The 24,061-nt window shown below is 60.0% G+C and carries 26 protein-coding genes and 1 tRNA gene; 21 read left to right on the top strand and 6 right to left on the bottom strand.

What is annotated here, in order from left to right:
• Nucleotides 1-4: 4 nt before the first annotated feature.
• Genes ruvC through VL130_RS03095 form a run of 5 tightly spaced genes read left to right on the top strand, consistent with a single transcriptional unit; the run spans nucleotide 5 to nucleotide 3,407 of the window.
• On the top strand, nucleotides 5-514 hold the full coding sequence (gene ruvC, locus VL130_RS03115) for a crossover junction endodeoxyribonuclease RuvC (RefSeq protein WP_325361066.1): 510 nt from the start codon (nucleotides 5-7) through the stop codon (nucleotides 512-514).
• Nucleotides 511-1,116, top strand: a complete 606-nt coding sequence (ruvA, locus tag VL130_RS03110) for a Holliday junction branch migration protein RuvA (protein ID WP_325361064.1) — start codon at nucleotides 511-513, stop codon at nucleotides 1,114-1,116. The genes ruvC and ruvA overlap by 4 nt, the downstream gene beginning before the upstream one ends.
• Nucleotide 1,117: 1 nt before the next feature.
• The gene (gene ruvB, locus VL130_RS03105) at nucleotides 1,118-2,152 is read left to right on the top strand and encodes a Holliday junction branch migration DNA helicase RuvB (RefSeq protein ID WP_325361062.1); all 1,035 of its coding nucleotides are present in this window, start codon (nucleotides 1,118-1,120) and stop codon (nucleotides 2,150-2,152) included.
• A gap of 56 nt (nucleotides 2,153-2,208) precedes the next feature.
• Nucleotides 2,209-2,760: a sigma-70 family RNA polymerase sigma factor gene (locus VL130_RS03100; RefSeq protein WP_325361060.1), complete on the top strand. Its 552-nt coding sequence runs from the start codon at nucleotides 2,209-2,211 to the stop codon at nucleotides 2,758-2,760.
• Complete coding sequence (locus VL130_RS03095) at nucleotides 2,757-3,407, top strand: DUF1109 domain-containing protein (protein WP_325361058.1); 651 nt, start codon at nucleotides 2,757-2,759, stop codon at nucleotides 3,405-3,407. Before VL130_RS03100 ends, VL130_RS03095 begins: the two co-directional genes overlap by 4 nt.
• A 106-nt stretch (nucleotides 3,408-3,513) precedes the next feature.
• On the opposite strand, the gene VL130_RS03090 is transcribed toward VL130_RS03095, so the two are convergent.
• The gene (locus VL130_RS03090) at nucleotides 3,514-4,761 is read right to left on the bottom strand and encodes an ROK family protein (protein WP_325361056.1); all 1,248 of its coding nucleotides are present in this window, start codon (nucleotides 4,759-4,761) and stop codon (nucleotides 3,514-3,516) included.
• A gap of 335 nt (nucleotides 4,762-5,096) precedes the next feature.
• Between VL130_RS03090 and VL130_RS03085 the strand changes: the two genes are divergently transcribed.
• The 6 genes from VL130_RS03085 to VL130_RS03060 all read left to right on the top strand — a co-directional run bounded on the left by VL130_RS03085 (nucleotide 5,097) and on the right by VL130_RS03060 (nucleotide 10,487).
• Entirely contained in the window at nucleotides 5,097-5,999 is a 903-nt protein-coding gene (locus VL130_RS03085; RefSeq protein ID WP_325361053.1) for an SIMPL domain-containing protein, read from the top strand.
• Nucleotides 6,000-6,110: 111 nt separating this feature from the next.
• On the top strand, nucleotides 6,111-7,151 hold the full coding sequence (locus VL130_RS03080; RefSeq protein ID WP_325361050.1) for a glycoside hydrolase family 43 protein: 1,041 nt from the start codon (nucleotides 6,111-6,113) through the stop codon (nucleotides 7,149-7,151).
• Nucleotides 7,152-7,225: 74 nt separating this feature from the next.
• On the top strand, nucleotides 7,226-8,401 hold the full coding sequence (locus tag VL130_RS03075; RefSeq protein ID WP_325361047.1) for a patatin-like phospholipase family protein: 1,176 nt from the start codon (nucleotides 7,226-7,228) through the stop codon (nucleotides 8,399-8,401).
• Nucleotides 8,402-8,514: 113 nt separating this feature from the next.
• On the top strand, nucleotides 8,515-9,441 hold the full coding sequence (locus VL130_RS03070) for a tetratricopeptide repeat protein (RefSeq protein ID WP_325361045.1): 927 nt from the start codon (nucleotides 8,515-8,517) through the stop codon (nucleotides 9,439-9,441).
• Nucleotides 9,442-9,596: 155 nt separating this feature from the next.
• The gene (gene aqpZ / locus VL130_RS03065; RefSeq protein WP_325361043.1) at nucleotides 9,597-10,289 is read left to right on the top strand and encodes an aquaporin Z; all 693 of its coding nucleotides are present in this window, start codon (nucleotides 9,597-9,599) and stop codon (nucleotides 10,287-10,289) included.
• Nucleotides 10,290-10,412: 123 nt separating this feature from the next.
• Nucleotides 10,413-10,487: transfer RNA gene (locus VL130_RS03060), tRNA-Val, on the top strand.
• A 64-nt stretch (nucleotides 10,488-10,551) separates the two neighbouring features.
• Here VL130_RS03060 and VL130_RS03055 read toward each other — a convergent pair.
• Nucleotides 10,552-10,908 carry a response regulator gene (locus VL130_RS03055; RefSeq protein WP_325361040.1) on the bottom strand — a complete coding sequence of 119 codons (357 nt, stop codon included), beginning with the start codon at nucleotides 10,906-10,908 and terminating at the stop codon, nucleotides 10,552-10,554.
• Nucleotides 10,909-11,035: 127 nt separating this feature from the next.
• On the opposite strand from VL130_RS03055, the gene VL130_RS03050 reads away from it, so the two are divergent.
• Nucleotides 11,036-11,923, top strand: coding sequence for an N-formylglutamate amidohydrolase (locus VL130_RS03050; RefSeq protein ID WP_325361035.1), 888 nt, complete (start codon nucleotides 11,036-11,038; stop codon nucleotides 11,921-11,923).
• A gap of 234 nt (nucleotides 11,924-12,157) precedes the next feature.
• Here the strand turns inward: VL130_RS03050 and VL130_RS03045 are convergent, their stop codons facing one another.
• On the bottom strand, nucleotides 12,158-12,967 hold the full coding sequence (locus tag VL130_RS03045; protein WP_325361032.1) for a DUF599 domain-containing protein: 810 nt from the start codon (nucleotides 12,965-12,967) through the stop codon (nucleotides 12,158-12,160).
• Between the two features lie 180 nt (nucleotides 12,968-13,147).
• Here VL130_RS03045 and ppa point away from each other — a divergent pair, with 180 nt between their 5' ends.
• Together ppa and VL130_RS03035 are read left to right on the top strand one after the other, a co-directional pair.
• Entirely contained in the window at nucleotides 13,148-13,684 is a 537-nt protein-coding gene (gene ppa / locus VL130_RS03040; protein WP_325361030.1) for an inorganic diphosphatase, read from the top strand.
• A gap of 438 nt (nucleotides 13,685-14,122) precedes the next feature.
• Nucleotides 14,123-14,380, top strand: a complete 258-nt coding sequence (locus VL130_RS03035) for a hypothetical protein (protein ID WP_325361027.1) — start codon at nucleotides 14,123-14,125, stop codon at nucleotides 14,378-14,380.
• Nucleotides 14,381-14,441: 61 nt separating this feature from the next.
• Here VL130_RS03035 and VL130_RS03030 read toward each other — a convergent pair whose 3' ends face one another.
• A complete protein-coding gene (locus VL130_RS03030) occupies nucleotides 14,442-14,624 on the bottom strand; it encodes a YegP family protein (protein WP_325361024.1) in 183 nt (60 codons plus the stop codon).
• A 70-nt stretch (nucleotides 14,625-14,694) separates the two neighbouring features.
• On the bottom strand, nucleotides 14,695-15,057 hold the full coding sequence (locus VL130_RS03025) for a DUF983 domain-containing protein (protein ID WP_325361022.1): 363 nt from the start codon (nucleotides 15,055-15,057) through the stop codon (nucleotides 14,695-14,697).
• 135 nt (nucleotides 15,058-15,192) lie between these two features.
• On the opposite strand from VL130_RS03025, the gene VL130_RS03020 reads away from it, so the two are divergent.
• The 7 genes from VL130_RS03020 (at nucleotide 15,193) to metH (ending at nucleotide 23,237) form a co-directional block, all read left to right on the top strand.
• Nucleotides 15,193-16,146: a metalloregulator ArsR/SmtB family transcription factor gene (locus VL130_RS03020; protein ID WP_325361020.1), complete on the top strand. Its 954-nt coding sequence runs from the start codon at nucleotides 15,193-15,195 to the stop codon at nucleotides 16,144-16,146.
• 40 nt (nucleotides 16,147-16,186) lie between these two features.
• Nucleotides 16,187-17,110, top strand: a complete 924-nt coding sequence (metF, locus tag VL130_RS03015; protein WP_325361018.1) for a methylenetetrahydrofolate reductase [NAD(P)H] — start codon at nucleotides 16,187-16,189, stop codon at nucleotides 17,108-17,110.
• A gap of 184 nt (nucleotides 17,111-17,294) precedes the next feature.
• Complete coding sequence (locus tag VL130_RS03010) at nucleotides 17,295-18,359, top strand: homocysteine S-methyltransferase family protein (RefSeq protein WP_325361014.1); 1,065 nt, start codon at nucleotides 17,295-17,297, stop codon at nucleotides 18,357-18,359.
• 61 nt (nucleotides 18,360-18,420) lie between these two features.
• On the top strand, nucleotides 18,421-19,098 hold the full coding sequence (locus VL130_RS03005; protein WP_325361011.1) for a type 1 glutamine amidotransferase domain-containing protein: 678 nt from the start codon (nucleotides 18,421-18,423) through the stop codon (nucleotides 19,096-19,098).
• A gap of 97 nt (nucleotides 19,099-19,195) precedes the next feature.
• Entirely contained in the window at nucleotides 19,196-20,185 is a 990-nt protein-coding gene (locus VL130_RS03000; RefSeq protein WP_325361008.1) for a D-alanine--D-alanine ligase family protein, read from the top strand.
• 2 nt (nucleotides 20,186-20,187) lie between these two features.
• Nucleotides 20,188-20,580, top strand: a complete 393-nt coding sequence (locus VL130_RS02995) for a DUF4259 domain-containing protein (RefSeq protein WP_325361006.1) — start codon at nucleotides 20,188-20,190, stop codon at nucleotides 20,578-20,580.
• Nucleotides 20,577-23,237: a methionine synthase gene (gene metH, locus VL130_RS02990; protein ID WP_414636201.1), complete on the top strand. Its 2,661-nt coding sequence runs from the start codon at nucleotides 20,577-20,579 to the stop codon at nucleotides 23,235-23,237. The genes VL130_RS02995 and metH overlap by 4 nt, the downstream gene beginning before the upstream one ends.
• Here metH and VL130_RS02985 read toward each other — a convergent pair whose 3' ends face one another.
• Entirely contained in the window at nucleotides 23,238-24,014 is a 777-nt protein-coding gene (locus VL130_RS02985; protein WP_325361002.1) for a hypothetical protein, read from the bottom strand.
• Between the last annotated feature and the right edge of the window lie 47 nt (nucleotides 24,015-24,061).

Genomic DNA, 24,061 nt, shown 5'->3' with positions numbered 1-24,061 from the left:
ACATATGAAGAACGTTGTGCGCATATTGGGGCTTGATCCGGGGCTGAGGCGGCTCGGATGGGGGCTGATCGACGTCGAAGGGGCGCGCCTGAGTTGGGTGGCGCACGGCGTTATCGAGCCGCCGGTTGATCTCGACCTGTCGGTGCGGTTGCTGCATCTGTTCGATCACCTGACCGCCGTTATCGCCGAATGGACGCCAGACGAGGCGGCCATCGAGGAAACCTTCGTCAATATGAATCCGTCCTCGACCCTGAAACTGGGCCATGCCCGCGCGGCGGCGATGCTGGCGCCGGCCAGGGCGGGGTTGCTGGTGGCGGAATATGCCGCGCTTGATATCAAGAAATCGGTGGTAGGCGCCGGCCGGGCCGACAAGGACCAGATCCTCTTTATGGTCAAGCGCCTGCTGCCCAAGGCCGATGCGACCATGAAGGCCGATGCGGCGGATGCCCTGGCCTGCGCCATTACCCACGCGCACAAGCGCAAGATGAACAGTTTGAAGAGGTTACTCGCTTGATCGGACGGCTGCGCGGTTTGCTTCTGGAAACCACCGACGAGGAGGTGCTGATCGAATGCGCCGGCGTCGGCTATGTCGTGCGCTGTGGCGTGCGGACGATCGCGGCCCTGCCGGAATTGGGCGCCGAAGTGATCATGCACATCGAAAGCCAGACGCGAGAGGACGGTACGCGGCTCTATGGCTTCCTCAGCAAGGATGAGCGCAAGGCCTATACGGTTTTGCAGGGGGTGCAGGGGGTAGGCCCCAAAGCGGCGCTGGCCGTGCTCGATATCCTGACGCCACAGCAGCTGGCGCAGGCCGTGGCACACGAGGACAAGACGGCGGTATCGCGCGCGTCGGGTGTCGGCCCCAAACTGGCGCAGCGTATCGTGATTGAGTTGAAGGGCAAGGCATTGATGACCGCCGAATTTACGCCGGTTAGCTATAGCCCTGCCGCGCCGCTTAAACCGAGCGTCACTGGCGAGAGCGTTGCCGCTCTGATGGGGCTGGGCGTTTCGGAGCAGCAGGCGCGCGCAGCGGTCGATACGGCGGTCGGTCAGTTGGGGCCTGAGGCCGAACTGCCGGCGGTGATCCGCGCTTCGCTGAAGGCGCTGGGTAAGTAAAATGGCGCGTTTGATCTCCGGCGAGTCCGACAATGATTACGAAGAACGCGCCCAGGATCGCGCCCTGCGGCCGCAGACCTTTGACGATTTCGTTGGTCAGGCGCCGCTAAAGGCCAATCTCAAGGTCTTCGTGGCGGCGGCGGCGCAGCGCAAGGAAGCGCTCGACCATGTGCTGTTCTACGGTCCGCCGGGCCTCGGCAAGACGACCCTGGCGCAGATCGTGGCGCGGGAACTCGGTGTCGGCTTTCGCGCCACGTCCGGTCCGGTTCTGGCCAAGGCCGGCGATCTGGCGGCGATTTTGTCCAATCTGGAGCCGAATGACGTCCTGTTCATCGATGAAATCCACCGGTTGAGTCCGGTGGTCGAGGAAATCCTCTATCCGGCGATGGAAGACTATGTGCTCGACCTGATCATCGGTGACGGGCCGGCGGCGCGGACGGTGCGCATCGACCTGGCGCCGTTTACGCTGGTGGGCGCCACGACGCGGGCGGGACTGCTTTCCACGCCCTTGCGCGATCGTTTCGGCATTCCGCTGCGGCTGGAATTCTATACGCCTGAGGAACTGGTGCGTGTGGTCATGGGCACCGGCCGCAAGATGGGCGCGCAGGTTTCCGAAGATGGCGCGCTGGAGATCGCCTCGCGCTCGCGCGGCACCCCGCGCGTCGCCGGACGCCTGCTGCGCCGGGTGCGCGATTTCGCCCATGCCGAAGGGGCGGAGATCATTGACAGAAAAGCTGCGTCCAAAGCTCTGGCACGGCTGGAGGTCGATTCGGTGGGGCTCGATCATTCCGATCGCCGCTATTTGCGGGCGCTGATCGAAAACTATGACGGTGGTCCTGTGGGACTGGAAACGCTTTCGGCCGCCATCGCCGAGGCGCGCGATGCGGTCGAGGACATGATCGAGCCTTACCTGCTGCAACAGGGCTTTATCCAGCGCACCCAGCGCGGTCGCACCGCCTGTGCGCGCGCCTATCTGCACCTGGGCCTGACACCGCCGGCCTCGCCCCCCATTGCGCCGGACCTGTTCGACGGCTAAGAAACACCATAACCCAACCGGCGGCCGGTTAATTGGCGGAATGTAACCTTATCCACATGGCGACGTATAATCCCAGTGAAGGGCCAGAAAAATGGCAGGCGCTGATGCGCAGCGCGCAGGCGGGTGACGCCGCCGCTTACCGCGCCCTGCTGGAAGCCTTGAGACCCTGGCTGATCGCCTATTTCCGGCGGCGCCTGATGGGCAGCACTGGTGAAGATTTAGTACAGATGACGCTTTTGAGTTTGCATGAGAAACGCCACACCTATGATCCGAACGCGCCCTTCCTGCCGTGGATCGCGGCGGTGGCGCGCCACAAACTGATCGATTATGTTCGCAAGAACGGGCGGCATGTCCATGTCGAACTGAACGAGGAACTGGGTCTGGAAGACGGTATGCAGCCCGATCTGGCGGCGCGTGACGTGGCTGTCCTGCTGGCGCAGTTGCCGAAGGATCAGGCGCGGATTATCAAGCTGCACAAGCTTGACGGCCTGAGTGTCGAGGAAGTCTCCGCGCAGACCGGCAAGAGCGCCTCGGCGATCAAGGTCACGGTGCATCGCGGCCTGAAAAAGCTACAAGCGCTCGTCGGCATCAAGGAAACTGGCCAATGAGTGACCTTCTCGATACCCTGACCGAAGACCTGAAACCCGTGAAGCCCTTGCGCAGCCGGCCGTTGTGGCTGGGCGCGCTGGTCGGCCTGATCGTGGCGGCGCTTTATATCTGGTTCCTGTACGGGCCGCGTCCGGAACTGGTGGCGCTGATCGGTGGCGATTGGCCGGACAGGCATATGCCGGTTCTTAAACCCTTGATGTTTCTCGCTCTCGGTATCGGTGCGTTGTGGGGCGTTGCCGGTCTGGTCAAGCCGGAAGGACGCCCGAAGCTGCGCTACCTGCTGCCGGTGCTGATTATCGGCGGCATTGTGTTCGGTAATTTGCTTGTTGAATACCAACGCGAAGGCTGGGATCGCATGGCCGATAATTTGAGCGGCGGCGTCATGATCTGCTATGTGACCATCCTGTGCGGCGGCATGGCCGGGCTGATCGTGCTGTGGCGGTTGTGGCTCCGGCGGTCGGCGACATCACATCCCATTGCGCTGGGCGCTTTGAGCGGCCTGGCGACGGCCTCGCTGATGGCGGCGGCCTACGCCCTGCATTGCCAGGGAGATGCGCCGGTCTATCTTCTGCTGGTTTATGGCGTGGCTGTGGCGATCCTCACCGGTATTGCCGCCCTGCTCGGTGGGAAGCTGTTGCGCTGGTAGGATCAGAGCGGCAGCTTTATGCCGCCATTAAAGGCAAACCAGGCCACGCCCAGCACGACGACCAGAAGAACGAGCGCAATGAGGCGTGTCAGGTTGGCGCTTTTCATCAGCCCGTCTTCATCAGGGCTTCGCGGATCGGCAGGAAGCGGTCGTTGAACGGCAGGATACCGGCGCCGCGCGCTGCCGCATCGACGGCCAGATCGGCGCGTTTTACCGGCGGCAGAGTCTTGATGCGGCCCTGATAGACCGCAAATTTCTGGTTCAGACGCGTACACAACTGTTCGATATAGGCGGCGGGCAAGCGTCCGCCGATGAAGTGCGCTTCCGGATTGATGGCGCAACTCATGACCAGAAAAGGTTCGAACAGTTTTTCGGCGGCGCGGTCCAGCCAGGCTTCGACGCGGGCCTGGGCGGCGGTGCTCAGGGATTCCAGGTCGTCCGGCGTCGAAACCTTAAATCCGGCCTTGCGCAGGTAATCATAGAGCGAATAGAGCGACACCATGTCTTCTAGCGATTGCGACTGGCCGTTTTCGTCGGTCACCGGCAGGAAACCGATCTCGCCGGACCGGCCGTCGGCGCCGCGATAATAATGGCCGTCGATCACCAGGCCGCCGCCGAGGCCGGCGCTGATGATGGTGTAGATGAAGCTGCGGTGGCGCAGGCCGTGACCGAACTGCATTTCACCGATTGAGGCGGCGGCGGCGTCGTTTTCGATGTAGACGGGTACCGGCAGCACTTCGGCGAACAGGGCGGCGACGTCGATCTCCGACCATATCTGATAGGCATCCGGACGATTGGCCACGGGCACGCGCCCCAGGTCATCGGGGATGCCGATGCCGACGCCGATCAAACGGCTCATATCAATCGCCTTGTCGGCCACGATCTTGTCGACCTCGGCCTTGAAGAAGGCGACGACCTCATCCGGCATGGCGAAGTGAACTTCGCGGCAGACGCGGGCGCGCACATTGCCGACGAAATCGAGCGCCACGATGGCGATGTGGTCGCGGTCGATATTGAGGCCGATGGAGAAGGCGCCGTCCGGGTTGACGACCAGCTTGGTAGCGGGCTGTCCGCGTCCGCCGAGCAGACGGCCGGCTTTCAGGATCATGCCGTCATTGAGCAGGCGCTTGGTGATATTGGCGATGGCGGGGGCGGTGAGGCCGGTGAGGTCCGTGATATCGGCGCGGGTAATCGGACCGCCGGCGGCGCGTATGGCTTGCAGGGTGACGCGCTGGTTATGATCGCCGGCGCGTTCGAGATTGGTGCCCGAAAGAGAATCGCCCAGCGAATGCACCCTGGGTTCGGCGCGATTCCCGCTCGCCCGGCTGTCCAAAGCCCGTTCATCAGCACCCATGTATAACCCCTCCGGGGTAAGTATCAGCGTCTTTTTGTCCGGATATGGATTCTCACCCGTGTCCCGGATATGTTTTTCTTTTTATGCAGGCGTTTCCCGGCTTCGCAGGGCAAAGTGCGGTCCCGTTTATGCTATTCCCGTAGCATATTCAAGCTGCGCCGCCTGTGTTTGATTCTATAGGGTGTATCGCGTCGGATTGTAAGTTTTATATCGATGAATTCATGCCCTCGGACCGGGATGATACGGATGACGTTCGGGCGGGCGAGAAAGACCCTGTTCAAGCGCCCCGACTTCACGTTAAATGCAGGCGTATTTATCAATACGGGGAGGACATCATGTATAAGCTTATGGTTGCGGGTCTGGTCGCGGGCCTTTTCATTACCGGCTCCGCCGCGGCGCAAACCGCCGTGCCGTCTGCTTCGCCCTATGACAAGGCGCCGTGGTGGATGAAGGAAAGCGTCATCACCCAGACAGGTTATGTCTTTACCGAAATTCCGGCCAACCGCGCCAATTTCTCGGCCACCTTCCTGACCGTGGCCGATACGGCGGAAAAGGCGCAAGGACTGGCGATCGCCCAGACCAGGGGCCTCAATCAGGCGCTCGACAAGTTGGGCAAGGACAAGGTGCGGATCAGCACCAGTTTCTCGATGCGCGCGCTTTACGAGCAGTACCGTGACAAGAACGGCAATCGCATCGAGGATCAGCGCGGCGACAAGATCGAGAAGTATCAGGTATCTTTGAATCTTTCGGTCGAGGTGCGCGATACGGCGCAGCTTGAAAAGGCCTACGCCCTGGTGCTGGCGGCGGCCCCGACCTCTTCGACGCCGATTAATTTCAGCCTCCAGCCGGATAATGAGACCAATACCTGGCTCTATACCGAAGCGACCAGGGACGCCCATGCTCGCGCCATGCAGTCGGCGTCGGCGGCGGGCGGCAAGCTCGGCGGTATCAAGGTGATCGACCCGACCGGCCGGGCCTGCGAAACCGATATTCTGGCGCGTGCGCCGGATGGTGGCTGGGACCCGACGACGGCCAATTATGCTCCCCCGGTCGTGCAGGCACGTATGTCGCCGCAATATGAGATGGCCGCCGCTCCGCCGCCGGCGCCAATGATGGCAGGACTCGCGTTGGGTTCCGCTGAATATCTCGAAGCCAAGGCCTTGCAAAATCCCTTTATCCAGACTCCGCCGCTGCAACGGCTGGAGGCCAAGTCCTGCGTAGTGTACGGCCTGAACTGATCCGCCCGAACATGTAAAATCCCGGCTTCGTGATCCGAGGCCGGGATTTTTGTGTGGTGTCGCATCGCCGTTTGTATATTATCTGATAAATAAGATAATATAGGGATGAAGATGACCCGTTTACACACTGCCCTCAGCCTGTCTGCACTCGCGCTGATCATGGTGGCCTGCAAGCCGGCTAATGAGGTGTCGCAAGCGCCAGCCAGCGCCGTCGCGCACACCTACACCAATCCGCTGCTGCCCTCCGGTCCCGATTCGTGGGTGACGCGCGACGGCGACACCTATTATTACATGCACACCCTGGGCAACCGGTTGGCGATCTGGAAGACGAAAGACCTCGCCGATCTCGCTCATGCCGAAACGAAGACCGTCTGGACGCCGCCCAAAACTGGCCCGAACGCACAGTCGATCTGGGCGCCGGAACTACACCGCATCGACGGCAAGTGGTATATCTATTACAGCGCCGCCGCGGCCGGTCATGACGATGACGCGTACCGCGGTGTGTTCGTGCTGGAAAATGCCTCCGCCGATCCGACGACCGGCGAGTGGATCGACAAGGGCCATATCAATACCGCCCATACCGGAATCGACGGCACCACCTTTGAATATTCCGGCCAGCGCTATTTTGTCTATTCGCCCTATGTCGGGCCGGATAGCGTGCTGAATATCGCGCATATGTCCAATCCGTGGACGCTCGAAGGCCCTGAGACCACCATCGCCCGGCCTGATCTGCCGTGGGAGCGCCAGGGCGGCCGCCAGATACTGGAAGGACCCGAGTTCCTTAACGGGCCAAACGGCGAACTGTTTATGACCTATTCGGCCAGCGCCTGCTGGTCCGATGACTACGCGCTGGGGCTTCTCAGCGCGCCGGCCGGCAGCAATCCGCTCGATGCCAAGGTCTGGACGAAAACACCAAAGCCCGTACTCGCCAAGTCGGTGGAGAACGGCGTCTACGCCACGGGCCATAACGGCTTCTTCACCTCGCCGGATGGCAAGACCAACTGGATTATCTATCACGCCAATTCCGGGCCGGACATGAAATGCACGCCGGCGCGCGCCCCGCATATTCAGACATTCACCTGGGGCAAGGATGGCCGGCCCGATTTCGGCATTCCGGTCAGGGAAGGGGTGGCCTTGCCGGCGCCCCGGTAATCAAGGGTCTTGAAATAAACTTATTGCGGCGCAATATAAGTGCCGATTTCATGTGAAATCGGGATTTTTGCGTCATGTCGTTTGAAAAAGACTCGCCCCTCTCCGAAACCCTGACCGGCGCCTACGATCAGACCGTGTTGGTCCTGCAAGGCGGTGGTGCGCTCGGTGCCTACCAGGCGGGCGCCTACGAGGTTCTGCATGAAAGCGGGGTCGAACCCGACTGGATCGCCGGCATCTCCATCGGCGCGATCAACGCCGCCATCATCGCCGGTAATAAGCCGGAAGAGCGCATCCACCATCTGCGTGAGTTCTGGAAAGAGATCAGCACGTCGGTGCCGGGTGAAAGCCTGGCGCAGAAGCACGACGTCAGCGACTTCACCTTCCGGCAGATGAGCGGCCTGATGAGCCTGATGGCGGGGGTGAAAAACTTCTACCGCCCGTGGTTCCTGCCGCCGTGGTTCAACCAGCGCGGCACACCGGAAGCGACCAGTTTCTACGATACGGCGCCTCTGCGGGAAACCTTGCTGCGTCACGTCGATTTTGACCGCATCAATGCCGGGCCGATGCGCCTCAGCCTGGGGGCCGTTCATATCCGCAGCGGCAACTTCGTTTATTTCGACAGCCGCGAGCGCAAGATCGGGCCGGAGCACGTCATGGCCAGCGCCGCTCTGCCGCCGGGCTTTCCCGCCGTTCATATCGATGGTGAGGCTTACTGGGACGCCGGTCTGGTCTCCAACACGCCGCTGTCTTACGTGCTTGAAGCCGGCGTGGCGAAAGACACCCTGATCTTCCAGATCGACCTGTTCAGCGCCGAAGGCCCGGAGCCTGCCACGATGGACGAGGTGCAGGAGCGGATGAAGGACATCACCTATTCGAGCCGGACTCGGCTCAATACCGACGCCTTCCTTGAAAAATATCGTCTGCGCCACGCCATCCGCGAACTGGCGAAGCACGTAGCGCCGGAGGTGCTGGAAACCATCTGCGGCTGCCGCCCCCCGGCAGATCTATACAGCGGCCGGGTCAGCCTGGTTCATATCATCAACCGCGCTAACCGGCGTGAAATCCAGTCCAAGGACTATGAGTTCTGGCGCGCCTCAATCACGGAGCACTGGCATGACGGCCGGCATGATGCCGCCGTCGCCATTGCCGAAACAAGCTGGCGCACCTTCAGTGATCCACTGAGTGGGCTGGCGGTTTATGACTATATCCGCCCGGAAAAGGCCCAAAAGCCGCTAAAACTGTGGCCTTGATGCCGCAGGTGCGTGGTAATGGTGTTGCGATGCGAAAATGACTCCGCTTCCATACTGGCAGAATTTGGCCTGACCATCCATATACTCGTCATATCGAATGGGCGAGACACGTCATGAAACCTTATCTCCATATCAGTCTGGCAGCGGCCTTATTGGTCATGTCCTCGCCCGTGCTGGCGCAGACATCGGGTGTGGTCTCTCCGCAGGTGGTCGCCGATCAGAACCTCAAGGCTGAAACCGCCGATATCGCCACCTTGCAGCTTCAGGCCACGGCGGGCGATGTCAAGGCTCAGGTGCGGCTGGCCGACGATTACTTTACCGGCAATGGTATCGGCCAGGACTACGCCAGGGCGTTTGACTGGTACAAGAAAGCGGCCAATGCCGGTGATCCGGAAGCGCAGACCGAACTGGGCCTGATGTACGCCAAGGGCTATGACGTCACGCCGGTCGATTATAAGGAAGCTATTCACTGGACGCGCATCGCCGCTGACCAGGGTTATGTCGGGGCGCAGTACAATCTCGGCGTCGCTTACGATAATGGCCTGGGCGTTCCGGCCGACCTGCAAACAGCCTTTTCGTGGTATCTGCAAGCAGCGCAGCAAGGCTACGATATCGCCCAGTTCAATGTCGCCACCATGTTCGAGGCCGGGCAGGGCGTATTGAAGGATCTGGCCTCGGCCCGCGACTGGTATCAAAAGGCCGCCGACCAGGGCAATGCGCCGGCGCGTTATAACCTCGGCAATATGTACCTGACGGGGCGGGGCGTCGGGAAGGACGTGGCGAAGGGGCTGGCATTGGTGGAAGCCTCGGCCAAGCAGGGCTTCCCATTGGCGCAAAGCCGTATGGCCGGTCTTTATTATTCGGGTGAAGCCGTGGCGCAGGATAAGGTCAAGGCCTATGCCTGGGCGCTTCTGGCCGCCGGTGACGGTGATCCGGACGGCCAGGATCTGATGAAGACCATGGATGGTAATCACCTGCTCAACGAAGCCGATATGCGTCAGGCGTCCGCTCTGGCGGATACCTACGCCTCCGCTCAGTAGAACGCCTCTATCCGATATCCGTAATTGCCGCTTCCCGGACTCAGGGAAACAGCGTACATCCTGATATGGGCGTACGGTGTTATCTGGTGGGACTCGGCAGGTTGAACGCGCCCCTGTCGTGCGTTTATCCGCCGGAACGGACAGGGAGCTTCATCATGAAAAAAGCATTGGCCGAGCTGATCGGCACATTCGTACTGGTATTTTTCGGTTGCGGTTCGGCGGTTTTCGCCGGTGACCAGACGGGCATGTTGCCGTTGGGGATCGCGTTCGCCTTCGGCCTGGCCATCGTCGCCATGGCCTATGGCATCGGGCCGGTGTCGGGCTGCCACGTCAATCCGGCGGTGTCGCTGGGGGCCTTTGTGGCCGGCCGCATGACCGCCAAGGACTTGCTGATCTATATTATTTCCCAGTGCATTGGCGCCATTCTCGGTGCGGCGGTGCTCTATGTCATTTTGTCGGGCAAGGTGGGCGGCTATGACGTCGCCACAAGCGGCCTCGGCCAAAACGGCTGGGGCGCAGGCTATCAGGGCGGTTATGGCGTGGCGGCGGCCTTTACCTTTGAGGTGGTGGCGACCTTTATCTTCCTCGTCGTGATCCTGGGTTCGACCCACAAGCTGGCGCCGGTCGGTTTTGCCGGCCTCGCTATCGGCCTGACCCTGACGGTCATCCATATCGTCGGTATCCGCATCACCGGTGTGTCGGTCAATCCGGCGCGCAGCTTAGGCCCCGCGCTATTCGTTGGCGGACAGGCGCTGTCACAACTGTGGCTGTTCATCGTGGCGCCGTTTATCGGAGCGGCTGTGGCGGGCGTTTTGTTCCGCTTCGGCATACTGGAAGGCAAGGCCTGACCTGAAAACGGCCCTCGCGGAGATATTCGCGGGGGTAGTTTGCCTTTTCCCCGAAAAAAAGCATCAAGGGCGCTTGCTAAGCGGGAAAGGCTTGGCTATACACCCGCTCTCTTCGGCGAAGAAGGGCGCTTAGCTCAGCGGGAGAGCACTTCGTTGACATCGAAGGGGTCACTGGTTCAATCCCAGTAGTGCCCACCATCTTCGCCAAACAAAAAAGCGCCTGACTTCGGTCAGGCGCTTTTTTGTTTTCAGGTTCGGTGGTTTAAGCGGCGATCAGGCGCTCGACCTCGGTGACAATTTCCCTGAGATGCACCGGCTTTTCCAATACCTTGGCGTTGGGCGAGGCCTTCTGCGCGTTGAGCGCGACGGCGGCGAAGCCGGTGATGAACATGATCTTGAGGTCAGGCTGGAGCAGAGCGGCGCGCTTGGCCACCTCGATGCCGTCGGCGCCGGGCATGACGATATCGGTCAGGAGCAGGTCGTAAGGCCCCTGGTCGAGCGCCAGGATCGCGCTGTCGCCATCGGCGCAACTCACAACATCGTAACCGGCGCGTTGCAGGGCGCGCGACAGGAAGCTGCGGACGGAATCCTCGTCTTCGGCCAGGAGAATTTTTTTCATTGGATCGGTCATGTAAACCCCAAGCGTTGCCCATCATATCCGCGCCGGCGCAGAAGTCACTATCTTTGCGGTTGGAATGTAAATTAGGGGTGAAGACGTGACAGGAATGTCCTACTAAAGTGCTAATATGAGCGATCTCCTCCCAGCCCCCTGGCACCTTGTCCACACCCCTGACCACGCGCCGGTCGTGGTGCGCCCGCACGAGGCCAGCCGGCTGGTCTACAGCCTGCCGCACAGCGGACGCTACTACCCCGAAAGTTTTATAGCCGAGGCTCGCCAGACGCCCCAGGGGCTGCGGGTCAGCGAGGACGCCTTTGTCGATGAACTGGTCGGCATCACGCCCGACCTCGGTGTCTATGGCCTGACCAGCCGCTATGCCCGCGCTTTTTGCGACGTCAACCGCAACGCGCTGGAACTCGACGCCCGGCTGATCCGCGGCGAACTGCCGAAGGCGGCGCTTTCGCTGAGCACACGGGTCAAGGCCGGATTTGGCGTGATCGCCCGCCGTCTGAGCGCCGACGAGGACATTTACCGCCAACCGCTCGATATGGATGAGGTTAATCGCCGGCTCGATCTCATCCACCGGCCCTATCATGAGGCGCTGAAGGGATTGCTCGCCGAGGCCCGACGCCAGGCTATTCGAGAAAAACGGGGTCCGGCTATACTGATCGACTGGCATTCCATGCCCAGCACCGCGCTCAATCATTTTCGCAGTGGCGAAACAAAACCGGACATCGTGCTGGGCAATCGCCACGGTGAAGCCTGTTCGGAGGCGCTGGTCCGGCGGGTGCGTGGGGTGCTGGAAGGGGCTGGATTGCGGGTCGGACTGAACAAGCCCTTCGCTGGCGGATATATCGTCGAGACCTATGGGCGGCCGGCGGCGGGAATCGAGGCTCTGCAAATCGAGATCAATCGCGCCATCTATATGGATGAAGAGTTGTTGGCGCCGCATTCCGGAGCGGTCCGTCTACGGACGGTTTGCCGTACCCTGACCGAAGCGCTCAAAACCTTATAGGGTAACGGGTCTGTGATGACACCGGTTTCCAATGCGCGGGCAAAAAAAAGCCGCGCTCAACGGCGCGGCCAAGTTTACAGGGAGGAAACGCCCAGGAAGGGCATCAGCGCCTAAGCGCCGAACAGGTTGAATTTAGTTTGCGGTGCGAAAAAACGCAAGCCGAAATGTAACATAATATGATCACGTATCGTTACAATCCGAGCGGCTATCAGGCTTTGTGCGTGAGGCGTAAGTTTAGTAGCCGCCCTTTGCATTGTGCAATGCAGCATTTTTGCCCTTGACCTGAGCTTCGGCAACGATGGGGCGTGGAGGCGTGGGGTAGGGGTGTTCCTCCAGCAATTCGCGCAATTGCCTCAGGCCAAGCGCCGATTGTGAGCGCGATTGCCGCCAGCCAAGCAGGGTGATGGCGCCGATACTGGCGACCCCAAGATAGATCGGCCCCCATAGCCACGCGGCAGCGGCCAGCGAGAAATAATAGGCCCTGACGCCCTGCGAAAAGCTGGTCATCGCCGGTTCCAGGATATTTGTAATGGCGTTGCTGAATTTCGCGGCCGTTTCTACATCCATGTTTTCCGGCAAGGAGCCCATGGCGGCGGCACAATAGTTCATCTGGCGCAGGGCCCAGATGAAATCGAGCAGGCCGCGTGACAGACAGACAAGGACGAGGGCGAGTTTGATCTGGAAAAGCTGGGTCGAAGACACGTCAAAACCAAGCGCCGTCATCGACTTGAGGGGCAGATGCCCGCCGAAAAGCACGCCGGCCACGGCGGCGATCAGCAACAGGTTGGCCGAGGAGAAATTGGTGGCCGAATTGACGGCGTGGGCCATCAGGTTGGAATCGAACAGCTTGACCTCACGCACGGTCATTTCCTTCATCCACGCCCGGCGCACCACGCTGAGGTCCTTGGTGATCAGGCCGCGACTCTTGGATATCTTGCGCAGGAAGGGTTCATAACCCAGCCAGCAGAAAACGAAGATGACGAGGCCAGCTATATCCAGCGGGCTGTCCTGCGCGGCCCTGATTAGCGTGTTGAGGATAGACATCGGGTTTTTCTTGGGGCTTCCGGGGTAAATGTGGCTATGGACACACTTTATAAGAGGCTTTCCGGCGATCCGTCATGTCATTTGTCAGAAAGATCGGCTTTTTGTGGTTTCTTCGCTTGTGCGAAGGGAGGGCAACGCTTATGAAAGCGCAACTTTTTGGCTCCAAATCAAAGTCGTACAATGAATATTGATAAAATTTCCGTTGGTCCGAATGCGCCGTGGGATGTCCACGCGATTATCGAAATACCGCAGGGCGGTATGCCGGTGAAGTACGAGATGGACAAGGACTCCGGCGCGCTGTTCGTCGACCGCTTCCTTTATACCTCGATGTACTATCCCGGTAACTACGGTTTCATCCCGCACACCCTGGCCGATGACGGCGATCCGTGCGACGTCATGGTGGTCGGCCCGACGCCGGTCTATCCGGGGGTGGTCATCCGCGTCCGCCCGATCGGCGCGCTGGTGATGGAAGACGAAGCCGGCCGCGACGAAAAGATCCTGGCCGTGCCGGTCGATAAGCTGCACCCCTTCTATACCAATATCGAGAGCTACCGGCAGATGCCGCAAATCTTCATCGACCAGATCACGCACTTCTTCGCGCACTACAAGGATCTGGAAAAGAACAAGATGACCAATGTCATCGGCTGGGTTGAACCCGAAGCCGCCGCGCAACTGATCCGTGATGGTCAGGAACGCCTGGCGCAGAAAATCGGTTAATTCTCCCGGTATTCGTAGTGAATCATAAAAGCCGTCGCAGTCTTGGCTGCGGCGGCTTTTCGCCTTTCAGGGCATATAGGCTGCAATGCTGCCATAATTTAAACGGTGAAAGGCGTATTTTGGCCGTAAAATTTTGTGTATTGTGAAATATATTTGCAAATGAGACCGCTACCAGTAGATAATCTTGCGGTGGGGTGATCCGCGCGGAATTTCTTCCTGTGGCAGATACAATTATTCGATGTATTACAATTACATGACAGTTTTTTGCAGTCCATACGGTAGCAGGGTATGGGGCTGGTTTTCGTCACATTCAATCGCTACATTATAACTCAAATAACCGTATGCGTTGTGTGCGGCCTGGATGTGTTGTGTGTTTTTGCATCCTGCGGCTTCGCGCATTTGTTCAATTCGTATTTACTCATGTCCAAAAAGAAAATGATGGCTAATTCCTCCCCGAATGTCGCCTCACGTCTCTATGCACTGGCTGTCGCCCGCGACACGGCCAATCTGGTTGACGTGGATGCCGCCCTGGCCCTGGCCCGCGCCTCGACCCGTACCCTGATGGCATTGTCGCCTCAGGCCGCGTTGCTGATGCGCAGCTTTGCCCAGGAAGAAATCGATCGTCTGTCGATGGAGTGTACTGAAGAGGCTCAAGGCTCGATCGCCCTGATCCAGGACGCGCTCACCATGGTCTAGGCCGTGACATCTGCGCGCAGATAAAAAAAGCGGCCTGTTCAGCAGGCTGCTTTTTTTATTGTTAGTCGACCGTTTTGTCGTCGATCGGGGCGTCAGGGCCGTTCTTCTTGATGGATTCGATCGCGTTCTTTGCCGAAGCCTTGGAACTGTAGCCTTCGGTCCAGAAAATGCTTTCACCGTTATAGGTGAAATAGGCGACGAACTCGCCGGCCTTGTTCTTGCGGATTTCAAACTTGTGAGCCATGACGCAACTCCCTTTTTATTGCGGAATAAGGATGGTCACTTCGCGCCGAAAGGGAAATCTTGTCAAGGTATTATCGCGCCTGTTTCAGGCCCAGATTCCACATCAACCCGAGGAAGGCGCCCTTGATGTATGGTAAGGCCAGCAGGGTCAGGCCGCCTATGGCGCCGACCATTACGGGCATGAGAACCTGTGGGGGATAGGCGTAGAAAAAGCCAAACATGAAGGCGGGGGCGATGATTACGTGGCCGACCAGTATTATGGTGATATAGGCGGGGCCATCATCGGTCGGGTAAATGCTGAGAGGGGTCTGGCAGGACGAACAGGCGTCCACCACCTTCAGGTAGCCGCGAAAAGCCGGTGCCGCGCCGCAGCACGGGCATTTGCGCTGCAAACCACGCCATAAAGCTTTTCCAACGCGAACGCCGTCTCTCATATTAAACCTCGTCTGTTCCTGCCTGCAATAATGGCGTATAATGGTTGAAATTACCATGCGATATGCTGACGCACAGGCGAGCCTCAATTCAAGAAAAGGCTTGCAAGTCATATAAAGATATCTTTATATGATTATATGGCTGACAATTACGCGCCCAAGACCCGATTCAACACCTTGCTCGAAGCCCTGAAGGCGGCGGGTGAGCCGACGCGCCTGCGCTTGCTGCGCCTGCTGGCGCGCGAAGAGCTGTCGGTCATGGAACTGGTGTCGATTCTCGACCAGAGCCAACCACGTATTTCACGCCACCTCAAGCTGATGAGCGAGGCCGGCCTGATCGAGCGTTTCCCCGATGGCGCCTGGGTATTCTACCGCCTGGCGTCCGCCCCGTCCATCCGTCCGCTGGTCGACGCCATTCTCGCCTCGCTGGACGACGCCTATGGCGAAGACCTGCAACAGCTCGAAGGCGTGCGCAGTTACCGGCGCAAATCGGCCGAAGGCTATTTCGAAACCATTGCGCCGAAATGGGATGAGATTCGCAGCCATTATATCGCCGAGGCGGATGTCGAGGCCGAGATACGGCTTCTGGCTGGTCGTCAGCCCTATGAACACCTGGTTGATCTCGGCACCGGTTCGGGCCGTATGTTGACGCTTCTGGCTGATCAGGCGAAGACGGCCATCGGCCTCGACCTGTCGCAGCACATGCTCAATGTCGCCCGCGCCCGCTCGCATGACGCCGGGCTGGAAACTATCGATTTCCGTCACGGCGACATTTACGAAACGCGTCTGCCGGCGGCCTCGGCGGATCTCGTCGTCGTCCATCAGGTGCTGCACTTCCTGGCCGATCCGGGCCGGGCCATCGCTGAGGCGGCTCGATTGCTGAAACCGGGGGGGCGGTTGCTGATCGCTGATTTCGAGCACCACGACCTTGAAATCATGCGCGAGCAATATCAGCACCGGCGCCTCGGTATGCTCGACGAGGACATGCGAAGCTGGTTTGAAACCGCGGGCCTGACGCCCGATGTTACCCGGTCTCTGCCGCCGAAAGCGGCGGGTTTGACCGTCAAGATCTGGCTCGCCGTCAAGGCCTGACCCATTATTTGCCTGAACAGGCATGAACTGAGAACACACCATGAGCCCCTCGCTGAACCCCAGTTTTACAACCAATCTGGCCCCCATTGCGCGTGCGATTGCCGCCGGTGGCCAGAATCTGAAGGTGTCGTTTGAATTCTTCCCGCCCAAGAGCGAGGAGATGGAAACGACCCTGTGGGAGTCGATCCGCCGTCTGGCGCCGCTTAATCCGGAGTTTGTGTCCGTCACCTATGGGGCCGGCGGGTCTACCCGCGAACGCACCCACCGTACGGTCAAGCGCATTCTCGACGAAACGCATCTGCGCCCGGCCGCGCACCTGACCTGCGTCGATGCTTCGCGCGCGGAAGTCGATGAGGTGATCCGCGCCTATTGGGACGCCGGCGTGCGCCATATCGTGGCCCTGCGCGGCGACCCGCCCACCGGTTTCGGCGACTATAAACCCCGCGCCGACGGTTACCAGAACGCCACCGAACTGACCGCCGCCATCAAGCGGATCGGTGATTTCGAGGTCAGCGTTGGTGTCTATCCGGAAAAACATCCGCAATCGCCGTCGCTCGATTTCGATCTCGATGTTCTGCGCCAGAAGGTCGATGCGGGCGCCACGCGCGGTATCAGCCAGTTCTTCTTCGAACCGGCCACCTTCCTGCGTTTCCGCGACGCCGTGGCTGATGCCGGGATCAGGATCGACCTGACGCCAGGCATCATGCCGGTAACCAATTTCAAGGGCCTGCGCCGCATGGCCGCCGCCTGTGACGCGGCTATTCCTGAGTGGCTCGGCGGTTTGTTTGAAGGCCTGGACGACGACGCCGAAACGCGCAAGCTGCTGGCTTCGGCCGTGGCCGTAGAGCTATGTTTGGGGCTTGAGCGTGAAGGCGTCGAGAACTTCCACTTCTATACGCTCAATCGCGCCGATCTGGTGTTTGCTATTGGCCGGATACTGGGATTGAAGGAAACGACAAAGTGAATATCTTAAGTAAGAACTCCCACCACCACGCCTCAAGTGAAGCGCGGTCCCCCTCCCCACTAAAGTGGGGAGGTATAAGAAGTAACTTGTATCTCCCTGGCTTTGCCGGGGAGGGGGACCGCACGAACCGCGCAGCGGTGAGATGTGGTGGTGGGGTTTCTGGCTTCCTTGAAGGAACTGCACCATGAACCGCACAGACCGTATCGCCGCGCTGAAAGCCGCCGCGAAAGAGCGCATCCTGATCCTCGATGGTTCGTGGGGTGTGATGATTCAACGCCGCGGGCTGGACGAGGCCGATTTTCTTGGTGAGCGTTTCAAAGGCCACAAGGGCCAGATGAAGGGCAATAACGATATCCTGTGCCTGACGCGCCCGGATATCATCTCCGACCTGCATGACCAGTATTATGCGGCGGGAGCGGATATTTCCGAAACTAACACCTTTTCGGCCACCACCATCGCGCAGGACGACTATCACCTCGACCTGCAATCGGTCATCGATATCAACCGCGAAGGTGCGAAAATCGCTCGTGCGAAAGCCGACGAATGGACCGCGAAGGAGCCGCACAAGCCGCGCTTCGTCGCCGGTTCGATCGGGCCGCTCAACAAGATGCTCTCCATGTCATCGGATGTGAACGATCCGGGCGCGCGCCTGGTGACCTTCGATCAGGTTTATCAGGCCTATCGTGAGCAGGTGGCGGCGCTTTATGAAGGCGGGGTCGATCTCTATCTCATTGAGACCATCACCGACACGCTGAACTGCAAGGCGGCCATCAAGGCCATCCTGGACCTCGAAGATGAGGGCCAGGAGGCGTTGCCGATCTGGATTTCGGGCACCATCACAGACCGTTCCGGACGCACGCTTTCGGGCCAGACCGCCGAGGCCTTCTGGAATTCGGTCAAGCACGCCAAGCCGTTCGCCATCGGTTTCAACTGCGCTTTAGGGGCCGACCTGATGCGTCCGCATATCGCCGAATTGTCACGCGTGGCCGATTGCCTGGTCGCCGCCTATCCAAATGCCGGCCTGCCCAACGCTATGGGCCAGTACGACGAACAGCCGCACGAAACCGCCCATGAGCTGCACGAATGGGCCAAGGACGGCATCGTCAATATCCTTGGCGGTTGCTGCGGCACGACGCCGGATCACATCAAGCATGTGGCTGATGAAGTCAGCGGAATCACGCCGCGCCAGATCCCCGAACGCCCCAAGGCTTTGCGCCTGTCGGGTCTGGAGCCGTTTGAATTAAGTTAGTTGCGTTGCTTTGCATCGTCACCATCTAGGGGAGGGGCAGGGGCCTTAAAGGACATTTTTCATGAAAATACTTATGGTTCTGACCTCGCACGATCAATTGGGCGACACTGGTAAAAAGACCGGCTTCTGGCTCGAAGAATATGTTGCGCCCTACTATACCTTCCTCGATGCCGGCGCCGAGATCACGGTCGCGTCGCCAAAGGGCGGGCAGCCGCCGCTTGATCCGAAAAGCGATGAGCCGTCCGGCCAGACCGAGGCGACCGAACGCTTCAAGGCGGACAGGGCGGCCCAGGCTGTGCTGGCGCACACCACCAAACTCGCCGACATCAAGGCGGCCGATTTTGACGCTGTTTTCTATCCCGGTGGTCATGGCCCGCTTTGGGATCTGGCCGAGGACAAGGCCTCCATCGCCCTGATCGAGGCCTTTGTCGCCGCCGGCAAGCCTGTCGGCGCTGTTTGTCATGCCCCGGGCGTTCTGCGTCATGTCAAGGCAGGTGATGATTATCTGGTCAAGGGCAAGCGCGTCACCGGCTTTACCAACAGCGAAGAAGACGCGGTCGGCCTGACCGACGTGGTGCCTTTCCTGGTGGAAAACGAATTGACGGCCAAGGGCGGGCTTTATGAAAAGGGCGCTGACTGGGGTGTTCATGTCGTGACCGATGGCCTTCTGGTCACAGGTCAAAATCCGGCGTCTTCCGAGGCGGGCGCCAAGGCTGTTCTGGCCCTGCTTCAGTCCTGACGCCATGAGCGCGAAAGGGTGTTGCATCGGTCGGACTTTAGCGGCATTGAGCTTCTTCAAGCCGTAAAAGGCTGACATTGTTTTTGAGACCTGATCTATGCACACCACTATCCTCTTTGGCGGCACCAGCCGCGAACGCCTTGTCTCCGTCGCCAGCGCGCAGGCCCTGACCCAGGCTCTGCCGGAGGCCGACCTGTGGTTCTGGGATATCGACGGAACTGTGCATATCGCCTCGCAAGCGCGTTTGCTCGGTCACGAAAAGCCGTTCGAGGTGCCATTCAAGGCCGATGGCGCGACTTTGGGCACAATGGCTGAGGCGCTGGATGCCGCTGCTGCCGAGGATCGCGTTCTGGTGCTCGGCCTGCATGGCGGCACGGCGGAAAACGGCCAGTTTCAGGTGCTGGCCGAGGCGCGTGGCGTGCCCTTCACTGGATCGGGTTCGGCGGCGTCGCATCTGGCGTTCGACAAGACGGCCGCCAAGCTGTTCGCCGGTCTGGCCGGCGTCTATTCGCCGTCTACCGTCACGCTGGAAGAAGCCGATGAGGCGCTGTCGCATTATGGCCGCCTGATCGCCAAGCCGGCATCGGAAGGCTCATCCTATGGCCTGATCTATGTCAATTCGTCGCAGGATATCGCCGCCGTGCGGCGTGAATCCGCCAGCATGGCCTATCTGATCGAGCCTTTCATCACCGGTCCGGAAGCGACCTGTGGGGTGCTCGAACAGGCGGATGGCTCGATCATCGCCCTGCCGCCGGTCGAGATCGTGCCGGGCGATGGCGCGTTTGACTATGCCGGCAAGTATCTCAAATCGACGACGCAGGAAATCTGTCCGGCGCGTTTCGCACCCGAGATCAACGCCGAACTGCAACGCCTGGCGATCAAGGCGCACAAGGCGATGTCCTGCCGCGGCTATTCGCGTTCGGACTTCATTATCTCTGACAAGGGGCCGGTCTATCTCGAAACCAACACCCTGCCAGGCCTGACCAAGGCGTCGCTCTATCCGAAATCGCTGAAAGCGCAGGGCATCGAATTCATCGACTTCCTTCATGGCCAGATCGAACTGGCGATCCGGAAGGCGGGCAAATAGCCATGAGCGCCTGGGGACCCGGACCGTTTGATAATGATGACGCCGCCGACCTGATGATGGAACTGGAAGACGTGCCGTCGTGGGAAAGCGTGCGCTTTGTTTTCAACGAGGTGCTGGCGGCCGAGGAATATATCGAACTGCCGGAAGGCGCGCGGGCCTATGCGGCGGCAGCCCTGCTGACGGTGGCGACCGGCAAGAGCGATATCTCGGCGCAGGATTATCTGATGGTCCTGGAGGCGATGGGGACGCCGCCGGTTGATCTTCCCGAACTGGCGAGAGCCGCGCTGAAGCGCATCTCGACAGGTGATTCCGAAATTCGTGAGCTGTATCTGGACAGCGGTTCTTATAATGCGTGGCTCGGCTTGCTCCGGGCGACGGAAGAGGCTTTGACTTGACCCCTACCTTTATCAATATCGGCGAACGCACCAATGTCACCGGTTCCGCCAAATTCAAGAAGCTGATCATCGAAGGTGATTACACGGCGGCGCTGGCCGTGGCCCGTCAGCAGGTCGAGGCCGGGGCGCAGATCATCGACGTCAATATGGACGAAGGCCTGCTCGATTCGCAAAAGGCGATGACCACCTTCCTCAACCTGATGGCCGCCGAACCCGACATCGCCCGCGTGCCGGTGATGATCGATTCCTCCAAATGGGAAGTCATCGAGGCCGGGCTGAAATGCGTGCAGGGCAAGGCGATCGTCAATTCGATCTCGATGAAGGAGGGTGTCGAGAAATTCAAGGAACAGGCCCGCGCCTGTATGCGCTATGGCGCGGCGGTGGTGGTCATGGCCTTCGATGAGATCGGCCAGGCCGATACCGCCGAACGCAAGATCGAGATCTGTACCAAGGCCTATCGCGTGCTGGTCGATGAGGTCGGTTTCCCGCCGGAAGATATCATCTTCGATCCGAACATCTTCGCGGTGGCGACCGGCATCGACGAGCATAATAACTATGCTGTCGATTTCATCGAGGGCACCCGCGCCATCAAGCAGACGCTGCCTTATGCGCGGGTCTCCGGCGGCGTGTCGAACGTGTCGTTCTCGTTCCGTGGCAATGAACCGGTGCGCCGGGCTATCCACGGCGTCTTCCTCTACCACGCCATCGCCGCCGGCATGGACATGGGCATCGTCAATGCCGGTGACCTGCCGGTCTATGACAGTATCGATCCGGAACTGCGTGAGGCGGTCGAGGACGTGATCCTCAATCGCAAGCAGCGCCACAACATCACCAATACCGAATGGCTGGTCGAACTGGCGCCGAAGTACAAAGGCGACAAGACCGAAGCCAAGGTGGTCAATCTGGCCTGGCGCGAAGGCACGGTGGCCGAGCGCCTGTCGCACGCCCTGGTCAATGGCATCACCGAATTTATCGATCAGGATACCGAGGAAGCCCGCCAGCAGGCCGAGCGCCCGCTGCATGTCATCGAAGGGCCTTTGATGGCTGGCATGAACGTGGTCGGTGACCTGTTTGGCGCCGGCAAGATGTTCCTGCCGCAGGTGGTGAAATCGGCCCGCGTGATGAAGCAGTCGGTCGCCTACCTCATGCCCTATATGGAGGCCGAAAAGGCCCTGCATGTCGCCGGTGGCGGCACCTATCAGGCAGCCGGCAAGGTGCTGATGGCGACGGTCAAGGGCGATGTCCACGATATCGGCAAGAACATCGTCGGCGTCGTGCTCCAGTGCAACAATTACGAAGTGATCGACCTCGGTGTCATGGTGCCGTGCGACCGGATTCTGGCGGCGGCCAAGGAACATGGCGTCGATATGATCGGGCTTTCCGGCCTGATCACGCCGTCGCTCGATGAGATGGTCTTCGTGGCGCGTGAAATGCAGCGGACCGGCTTCGACATTCCGCTGCTGATCGGCGGGGCGACGACTTCCAAGACGCACACAGCGGTCAAGATCGAACCGGGCTACAAAAACAATCAGGTCGTCTATGTGCTCGATGCCTCGCGCGCCGTCGGCGTGGTGTCGCAACTGCTGTCAGAAACCGACCGCTATGGCTTTGTCGAGCAGACGAAGGCCGATTATATCAAGGTGCGCGAGGCTTACGGCAAGGGCAATTCCCAGCCGCGCAGCCCTCTGGCCGAGGCGCGGGCCAACAGGTTCAAAATCGACTGGGCCGCCGAGCCGCCGGTCAAGCCGTCCTTCCTCGGTCTGAGGACCTTCTCGCCCTACGACCTGCACGATCTGGCCGACCATATCGACTGGACGCCGTTCTTCTCGACCTGGGAACTGGCGGGCAAGTATCCGGCTATCCTCGAAGACGAGATCGTCGGCGAGGCGGCGACCGAGCTTTTCAAGGACGCGCAGGCGATGCTGGCGCAGATTCTGGAAGAGAAGTGGTACACGGCGTCTGGCGTGATCGGGTTCTGGCCCGCCAACGCCAATGATGACGACGATATTGAAATTTATGCCGACGAAAACCGTGATAAAACGATCGCCGTTTTCCATACCCTGCGCCAGCAGATGAAGAAGCCGCGCGCCGACCAGAACAATTCCGCGCTCGGCGATTTCATCGCCCCGAAAGGTACGCCCGACTGGATCGGCGGCTTCGCCGTCACCGCCGGTCATGGCCAGATGGAAAAGGCCATGCAGTTCAAGGCGGCGGGCGATGATTACAACGCCATCCTCGCCACGGCGCTGGCTGACCGTCTCGCCGAAGCTTTCGCCGAAGCCCTGCACAAAAAGGTGCGCCGCGAACTGTGGGGCTATGCGCCGGATGAGAGCCTGTCGGTCGAGGAACTGATCGGCGAGAAATATCTCGGCATCCGCCCGGCGCCGGGTTATCCGGCCCAGCCTGACCACACCGAAAAGTGGACCCTGTTCAACCTGCTCGATGCTTCTGCCCGTACTGGCATGGTGCTTACCGACTCGCTGGCCATGACCCCGCCGGCCTCGGTGTCGGGCATGTATTTCGCTCACCCGAAGGCGCATTATTTCGGCGTCGGCAAGATCGAAAAGGATCAGGTAGCAGACTATGCCCGCCGCAAGGGCTGGTCGGTCGATGAAGCCGAGCGCTGGCTCAGTCCGATACTCAACTACGTGCCGTGATCAGGCCGGCTGCGGGGCCCTTGCCTCTGGAGCGGCCATCGACATCTGCGGCTTGCGGTTACGCAGCCTGAGCAGGGTTTGCCGCAGCCAGCTATCGGCATACGGGTCGACATAGTGGAAAAGCGCGGTGGCGCGGATCTTGTCCGGATCGCACGGCTCATTGGTGTGTATCGAACGGCAGCCCCAGAAGAAATAGGCGTTTCCAGGCTGCATCTTGATACGCTCCGGCTTCAGGCGGCCGGAAATGACGCCTTTGCGCAGCCGGTTCTGGGTCAGGCGGTTATCGAGAAACAGCTTGTCGATCAGGTTGCCGAGATAGGTCCTGCGCACCGGCCGGGTGTTGGGGAACATGATCAGGTGGCCCGGTTGTCCCTCGGCAGGGATCAGGATCGGCACCAGTATGGTCAGGACATAGGAATCGTAATGGAACCGGTAGGCATGCTGCTCGCCAGTTTTGCCCGCCAGACAGCGAAGCACTTGATAAAAAGAGACGGGCGGCGCGGGTTTCTGCATACCGCTGCTGTAAAGCTCCCGGCAAAGGGTCTGAAAGTTGGCGGAGGCCGCCAGGTCTTGCAGGAAGGTGCCTCGCATCGCGTCGGGACCGCCAAAGGCTATATATTCCCCGCCGGTCTGATTTACGCTGTCGTGAATGAAGCGGCGAAGTTCCGTCAGGGCTTCGATCGAGATGCAGTTCTCCGCAATGCCGTAACCACGGGTGCTCATGTCGCCGGCAAGGGCGATCGCCGTGGCTGACGGCAATGAGGGAAAAACTTCCAAGCGGCACCTGGGCGTCGGGGGAGGAACGAAGGGAATCGCTTCCAAAG

It is taken from the genome of Asticcacaulis sp. (genome assembly GCF_035497195.1).
Classification (GTDB): Bacteria; Pseudomonadota; Alphaproteobacteria; order Caulobacterales; family Caulobacteraceae; genus Asticcacaulis.
Note: the sequence above shows the minus strand (reverse complement) of the source record. Positions and strands in the feature narration are given on the sequence as shown.